The sequence below is a fragment of the Candidatus Erwinia dacicola genome (assembly GCF_001756855.1).
Classification (GTDB): Bacteria; Pseudomonadota; Gammaproteobacteria; order Enterobacterales; family Enterobacteriaceae; genus Erwinia; species Erwinia dacicola.
Window position 1 is genome coordinate 1 of the sequence record NZ_MAYS01000499.1, and the last position, 6,950, is coordinate 6,950.

Below are 6,950 nucleotides of genomic sequence, written 5' to 3' on the forward strand. Positions count from 1 at the left end.
GCTGACCAGCGCGTCATACACCGGCGCGGGCATTTCCACCGGTACGCAAATGTCAAGCTGGCGCTCGACACGCACCACGTCATACACCAGATTGACCGCCGCCTGCCGTTCGCTGACCCGGCTTTGCGGCGTCACGCCTGCGGTGTGGCCAATACCGTTCGTCCAGACCCCGGCGCTGCACTGGTAAGGCGAGGTGCGGCACCCCTCGGCATCGGCGATAAGCTGCAATCCGCCTTCGGAAATCTTCAGCGTTTTAAACTGTGGCAGCAGCACGGCGATTGCCACCACGGCCACCACGGTGCAACGCTTAGCGGCCTTCATCGCTCACCCCCTGCACGTTCTGACGCTGCAGCTCAAACGTTTTACGGCGGTAATGCCAGTTGATAAAAAACGTCGCCACGTTGATCACCAGCGTGACCACGGCGACCCCGGAACCCACCATAAAGGCGATATCCTGTGGCGTGTGACGGCCAAACCACATCAGCACAAGCCCGATCAGGTAGTTGATCAGCGAGTTGATTTTCTCCATCTTTTTCAGTCCCACAGGTTAACGGTTTCATCCGCAGACGTTGCGGGCAGATCCGGCAGCGTCACCTCGCAGCCGTGCATCAGTACCGGCCCGCTTTCGGCCAGCCCCGGATTGGCCGCATAGACCAGCTCGACGGCCTGCTGCGTGCGCCCGTACCAGCGCCAGCAAATCTGATCCACGGTGTCGCCCTGCTGCGCGTAAATAATCACAGCAGGCTCACAATGCAGCCGGAACACCCGGCAATACGGCTGATACTGAAACGCGCGTCGCGCCAGTACTCGTCCGCGCTCGCCTCAACCTCTGCCCCTTTTTTTCCGCTGGCGTCATAGCCGCGATAGCGCTCGACGATGGTCGCGGCGGTAATGGCAGAAACGGCGGCGAAGTAGTGCGCAACCTTTTCACTTTCACCGTCAAAGCTTTCCGCCGGGACGTCAGGCAGGGTTTTAAAGCCCGCCGCCATCTGCTCATAGCGCCATTCGTACAGCTCGGCGTTCACTTCTGAAATTGCCGTTTTCACCGCAAGGCGCAGGCGCTGTGCGGTCACGGTACCCTCATAACGCAGCGTGTCGCGCAGCTGCTGCAAATCCACGTCAGGCCAGAAAAAGGTGTTCTTTACCGGCGGCTCGGCAGCATCTGCCGGTCGCGGGGCGGGTATCACAAGCATGTTCATAGTCGGCCTTAAAATAGGTGGGCGGTGGAGAGCCGCGCAGGCATTAAAATGCGTTGCAGCTCTGCCGCCCTGCGCGGGGCGCTTTCGGTCAGCGGCGAGCAATGGCCTGCTTTTTCAGCTCAGTCGCCAGCCGCTCAATGTCTTTTTTGACGCCACAGCCCTCGTTTAGCTGTAGCGCCCGTGTAAGGTGTTGCATCGCATCCAAACCCCTGCCCGCCTCACGAAGAACGTACCCGGTGATTTTGTGCAGCTTGGCGCGCACCTGGTCGGGCATGTCTTCGGATTTCGTCAGCTCAATCGTCGCCAGTAGCGGCCCGGTATCCACCGGCGTTTTCAGCACCCAGGCGCGGGTCGCGGCGTCAGCAACTTCTTCAGCCAGCAGATAGCCCGTTGCGTCACGCTTGAAGCCGGACGGTGGCACCAGACCGTGCGCCAGCGCGTACCGGGCAATCTCCAGCGCGCCCGGCACGTCGCCTGCATCCAGCCGCCAGATCATGACGGTCATCAGTACGGCATCCTGTGCGCCTTTTCCTTTAGCGAGCACGCCCGCCACCCACGGCAGATACTCCGGCAGCATGTCGCGCTTGAGTTCTGCCTTGCGCTCCTGCGAGCGCACTTTCTTCAGGCGGCGTTTGTCGTCGTTAAGCTTCAGCAGCATCAGTTCGTAGCCGTTGGCGTGGCGCAGCGGGTTACTGGCCTGCTGCGAGGCTTCAACCGCTTCCATCCGCATAAGGTGACGTCGGGCAGGACTTAACATGCGTTACGCCTCCGGGGTTTCCGCAGCGGCTTCGGTAGTGGCAGCATCTGCTTTAACTTCATCTGGCAAATCAGACAGGACAATCCCCTCAATCAGGCAACCGGCCGCATAATCCTCAACTACGTAATCCTCGTTAATGGATTCGTAGTTTTCGATGCGGTCGCGCTTCGCCACTTCGTCAATCAGGCGACGATGCGTGCCTTCCTGGAAGTAAATCGACAGGTTGTCCAGACGGGTGATCAGCACTGCATCCGCCGGGAAGTACGGCACGCGCACCGCTGGCAGGTTGCCGATACGTTTCTGGCTGATAATCAGATCGCCCGCCAGTGCTTCGGTGTTGGCCTGCGACTGGTTAACCAGCGGGAAATACTTATCGGCCAGCAGCTGACGACCGCAGATCACCACCAGCTCCGGGTCTTCCTGATACCACGGCTCGATCAGGTTGTTGGTCGCGTCCATCACCACGGCATCGAGATTTACGAAGGTGCGGCCTTTGCCGATTAGTACGCCCTCGGATACTGAGCCATCCTCGTTAGTAGTTTTGTTCATCACGCGTTTCGGCGCGTCATTGCGGTACTTCTGCAGCCAGCCCACGGCCACGTCCTGCAACATCGGGTTTTTGGCGCGGCTGGAAGTTTTGGCGCGCGCCACGCCGTTAAAGCCGATCATGATGCGGTCAAGAGACTGGCGTTTGATGATGGCGTCACGCAGGCGGGCCTGAAAATCTTCGTAGCGCGCCCACAGGTCAAGGGTGTTGTAGCGGATGTGGAAGTCATAGTTAACCTGCGCACACTCATAGCCTGTGCTGTCGAGTGCGGAGAAATCCGCGGTTTCGCGCTCGTCGCCGCCCGCCGTGTCGGTGGTGCTGGCAATCGAACCGGACACGCCGATACCGACCTTTTCGCCTTTCATTTCAGATACCGGCACGATGTTGATGCGGGTCAGGAAATCAGAGGACTCCTGCACGCGGTTCATCAGCGTCTGTGTTACCGACGGCTCAACGGTGAATTTCTTGTTCATGTCGCCGGTATCGACGTTGTTCAGCTCGGCCAGGCGGGACATGAAAGCGTTAAATTTAAAGCGGGTGTTCTGGCGCATTTGCGCTCCTGTATTCAGTTAGTTTTTTTTATTACGGGCTGATCAGCAGTCGGTCTGCACGCTGGCCTTGTTATCGCCGCCGGTTGAGGCCGGGCGACGGGAAAAGCCGCCGTCGGTTTTGCCCAGCTGCACCTGTAGCGCGGTAAAGGCGGTACGGTCTTCACCGGCCTGCAGCTCCAGCGCGTCGAGCCGCTCAGTTAAGGCCAGCTCCAGCGCCGACAGCTTTTGCGTCTGCTCCTCGCCATTCTGCTGTACCTGCTCCGCCACGGCGGTCACGGCTGCGCTGACGTCGGCAAACTGCTCGCCGTCGGTTTTCTTTTTTGCGGAAAACATCGCCGACACGCGGGCCAGCAGTGACGGGGCCGGATCGGCTTCCTCGGTAAACTCAATCAGCGTTTCTTCGGCGGCGGTAAACAGGTTGTCTTTGTGCTGCTTACGGGAGGCCAGCGGGTTAGCTGACGCCGTGGCGCTGAAGCTCAGAATTTCCGTACCCAGGCTCGCCGGGTCATCGGTAATCGCCAGGCCAATCAGGTACGCCTCGCCGGTGTCGGCAAATTCCGGGCGAACCTCAATGGAGGTGTAGATTTTCTGGCGGGCTTTGGTCAGTTCGACCAGCTCCGGGGTCGGGCTGATGTCAGCGTACAGCGCCAGCTTGCCTTTCAGCGGGCCGTCGGTGACTTCTTCCGCGCTCAGGGCGGTGACGTCGCCATAACGGCGAAACGGGCTGTCAGCGGTGTAACCCTTGATGTGTTCCATGTTGATGCGGGCGCCGTACATCTCCGGGTCATAGTTTTTTGCCATCTGCGAAATCCAGTCGCGGGAAATCACGCGGCCGTCGGTGGTTGCGCCTTCTGTTGCGATGCGAAAACGCTTTGCTTTAAGTGTTGCCATTAATCAGGCTCCGGTCAGTGAGTTGGTTCAGGTCGGGGCCAGTTTCACCGCCACGGCCTGTCCGCTCAACGAAAGCCAGCCCGCTCAGCCATCAGCAAACAGGGACAGCAGGCGCGGCCATTTGCGCACCGGTAGCCTTGTCGCTATGAACATGACACCCACAACCACCATCAGCGATCCGCGCCGTCAGGCCGCACTGCTTTACTGGCAGGGTTACTCCGTGCGCCAGATTGCGGAGACGCTTAACCAGAAAACACCGACCGTGCAGAGCTGGAAGCTGCGCGACGCGTGGGAAGACATTGCGCCCATCAGTCGCGTTGAGGCCAGCATGGAGGCGCGGTTAATCCAGCTCATCATGAAAGAGGTGAAAGGCAACGGGGATTACAAGGAAATAGACGCGCTTGGCCGTCAGATAGAGCGACTGGCCCGCGTGGAGCGCTACCGCAGTTCGGGTAACGAGGCGGACTTAAACCCCAACGTGCGCAACCGCAACAGGGGTGAGCGCCAGCCGGTGATTAAAAACGAATTCAGCGAGGAGCAGACCGAAAAGCTTACCGGCCTGTTTATGAATAGCTGCTTTGAGTACCAGCTCAACTGGCACAGGGCCGGGCTGACGCACCGCATTCGCAATATCCTGAAGTCCCGCCAGATTGGCGCAACATTCTACTTTGCCCGCGAAGCGCTGATAGACGCGCTGACCACCGGGCGCAACCAGATTTTCCTGTCGGCCAGTAAAGCCCAGGCGCATGTCTTCAAAAATTACATCATCGACTTCGCCCGTCAGGTTGACGTCGACCTGAAAGGCGATCCGATTGTGCTGCCGAACGGCGCAAGGCTGATTTTCCTGGGGACGAACGTGCGCACCGCGCAGAGCTACACCGGCAACCTGTATCTGGATGAATATTTCTGGATCCCGAAATTCCAGGAGCTGCGCAAGGTCGCCAGCGGCATGTCACTGCACAAGAAATGGCGCACTACCTATTTCTCCACGCCATCGAGCCTCTCGCACAGCGCCTATCCGTTCTGGTCGGGCGAGCTGTTTAACAAGGGCAGGCGTAGCAAGGGCGACCGCATTGAACTGGATTTGACACACTCGCACCTGGCGAAAGGTGCGCTGTGCGGTGACGGACAGTGGCGGCAGATTGTCACCGTTGAGGATGCGCTGACCGGCGGCTGTAACCTGTTTGACCTGGACCAGCTCTCCCTTGAATACAGTCCGTCGGAATATCAGAACCTGCTGATGTGTGAGTTTGTAGACGATGAAGCGAGCGTGTTCCCGTTCGCCGAGCTGCAGACCTGCATGATCGACAGTCTGGAAGAATGGACGGACTTTAATCCGTACGCGCTGCGCCCGTTCGATTACCGCCCGGTATGGATTGGCTATGACCCGTCGCACACCGGCGACAGCGCGGGCTGCGCCGTACTCGCGCCGCCGCTGGTTGCAGGCGGTAAATTCCGCGTGCTGGAACATCATCAGTGGCGGGGCATGGACTTTGCCGCACAGGCGAAATCCATTGAGGATTTAACGAAAAAATACTGCGTGGAGTATATCGGCGTGGATGCGACCGGCATCGGCCAGGGTGTTTTTCAGCTGGTACGCCAGTTCTACCCGGCAGCAAGGGAGATCCGTTACTCGCCGGAAGTGAAAACCGGGATGGTACTGAAGGCAAAAGACACCATCGGCAGCGGGCGGCTTGAGTACGACGCTGGCAGCACGGATATCACGCAGTCTTTTATGGCTATCCGCAAAACCATGACCGCCAGCGGCAACCGTTCCACTTATGAGGCAAGCCGCAGCGAGGACGCCAGCCACGCCGACGTCGCCTGGGCAATTATGCATGCCCTGTTAAATGAACCGCTTACCGCTGCCAGCGGCGGCGCTAACCCTTCAATTCTGGAATTTTACTGATGAACAAACGCAGCCGTAAGGCATTTAAAGCACAACCCCAGACCGTACCGGCTGCGCCTCAGCAGGTTGAGGCGTTCACCTTCGGCGATCCCACGCCGGTGATGGATAAGCGCGATATACTGGATTATGCCGAGTGCATCGGAAACGGGCGCTGGTATGAGCCGCCGGTCAGCTTTCACGGACTGGCGAAAAGTCTGCGCTCGGCGGTGCATCACAGCTCGCCGATTTACGTTAAGCGCAACATTCTGGCCTCCACCTTTATCCCGCACCCGATGATGAGTCAACAGGAGTTCAGCAAGTTTGCGCTGGATTATCTGGTGTTCGGCAATGCGTTTGCCGAGCTGCGCCGCAACAGCCTGGGCAAGCCGTTCAGACTGGAAACCACCCCGGCGAAGTTCACCCGCAAGGGGGTTAAAGACGGTGAATACTGGTTTATCAATGACTGGAAGGAGCCGCACCAGTTCGCGGCGGGCAGCGTGTTTCACCTGATTGAACCGGACATTAATCAGGAGTTGTACGGCCTGCCGGAATACCTCAGCGCACTGAATTCCGCCTGGCTGAATGAAGCGGCCACGCTGTTTCGCCGTAAGTATTACCAGAATGGCGCTCACGCCGGTTACATCCTGTATATGACCGACGCGGCGCAAAGTTCCAGCGACGTAGACCGGATGCGTCAGGCAATGCGCGATACCAAAGGAATTGGCAATTTCCGCAACTTGTTTATGTACGCGCCGAACGGCAAGCCGGACGGCATCAAGATCCTGCCGCTCAGCGAGGTGGCAACGAAAGATGATTTCTTTAACATCAAAAAAGCCAGCCGGGACGACCTGCTCAGCGCGCATCGCGTGCCGCCACAGATGATGGGAATTATCCCTGATAACTCCGGCGGGTTCGGGGACGCGGTGAAGGCGTCACAGGTGTTTGTCAGGAACGAGCTGACGCCGCTGCAGGAGCGTATGAAAGAAATCAACGACTGGACTGGCGAGGAAGTTATAATTTTTAAAAATTACGACTTAGAGAGTGGTAATTGAAACAAGCCCGGATGTTCCGGGCTTTTTATTAATCAGCTTTAAAGAAATTAATGGTGGTTAATCCT

Annotated in this window: 9 protein-coding genes; 2 read left to right on the forward strand and 7 right to left on the reverse strand. The window is 58.4% G+C overall.

Annotation, left to right across the window (positions count from 1 at the left end; genetic code table 11):
* The 7 genes from BBW68_RS12920 to BBW68_RS12950 form a co-directional block, all read right to left on the reverse strand.
* Window positions 1–321, reverse strand: a 321-nt coding sequence (locus tag BBW68_RS12920; RefSeq protein ID WP_148127673.1) for a glycoside hydrolase family protein, incomplete at its 3' end; no start/stop codon positions are given.
* On the reverse strand, window positions 308–529 hold the full coding sequence (locus BBW68_RS12925; protein WP_070135682.1) for an HP1 family phage holin: 222 nt from the start codon (window positions 527–529) through the stop codon (window positions 308–310). The genes BBW68_RS12925 and BBW68_RS12920, both read right to left, overlap by 14 nt.
* A 5-nt stretch (window positions 530–534) precedes the next feature.
* Window positions 535–738: a tail protein X gene (locus tag BBW68_RS12930; protein ID WP_070135675.1), complete on the reverse strand. Its 204-nt coding sequence runs from the start codon at window positions 736–738 to the stop codon at window positions 535–537.
* On the reverse strand, window positions 735–1,199 hold the full coding sequence (locus tag BBW68_RS12935) for a head completion/stabilization protein (RefSeq protein WP_070135676.1): 465 nt from the start codon (window positions 1,197–1,199) through the stop codon (window positions 735–737). The genes BBW68_RS12930 and BBW68_RS12935 overlap by 4 nt, the downstream gene beginning before the upstream one ends.
* A gap of 88 nt (window positions 1,200–1,287) precedes the next feature.
* A complete protein-coding gene (locus BBW68_RS12940) occupies window positions 1,288–1,956 on the reverse strand; it encodes a phage terminase small subunit (RefSeq protein ID WP_070135677.1) in 669 nt (222 codons plus the stop codon).
* Window positions 1,957–1,959: 3 nt separating this feature from the next.
* Window positions 1,960–3,054, reverse strand: coding sequence for a phage major capsid protein, P2 family (locus BBW68_RS12945; RefSeq protein ID WP_070135678.1), 1,095 nt, complete (start codon window positions 3,052–3,054; stop codon window positions 1,960–1,962).
* Window positions 3,055–3,096: 42 nt separating this feature from the next.
* On the reverse strand, window positions 3,097–3,945 hold the full coding sequence (locus BBW68_RS12950) for a GPO family capsid scaffolding protein (RefSeq protein ID WP_070135679.1): 849 nt from the start codon (window positions 3,943–3,945) through the stop codon (window positions 3,097–3,099).
* Window positions 3,946–4,090: 145 nt separating this feature from the next.
* Here BBW68_RS12950 and BBW68_RS12955 point away from each other — a divergent pair, with 145 nt between their 5' ends.
* Window positions 4,091–5,854 carry a terminase ATPase subunit family protein gene (locus BBW68_RS12955; RefSeq protein ID WP_070135680.1) on the forward strand — a complete coding sequence of 588 codons (1,764 nt, stop codon included), beginning with the start codon at window positions 4,091–4,093 and terminating at the stop codon, window positions 5,852–5,854.
* Window positions 5,854–6,885: a phage portal protein gene (locus BBW68_RS12960; protein WP_070135681.1), complete on the forward strand. Its 1,032-nt coding sequence runs from the start codon at window positions 5,854–5,856 to the stop codon at window positions 6,883–6,885. The genes BBW68_RS12955 and BBW68_RS12960 overlap by 1 nt, the downstream gene beginning before the upstream one ends.
* Window positions 6,886–6,950 lie beyond the last annotated feature (65 nt).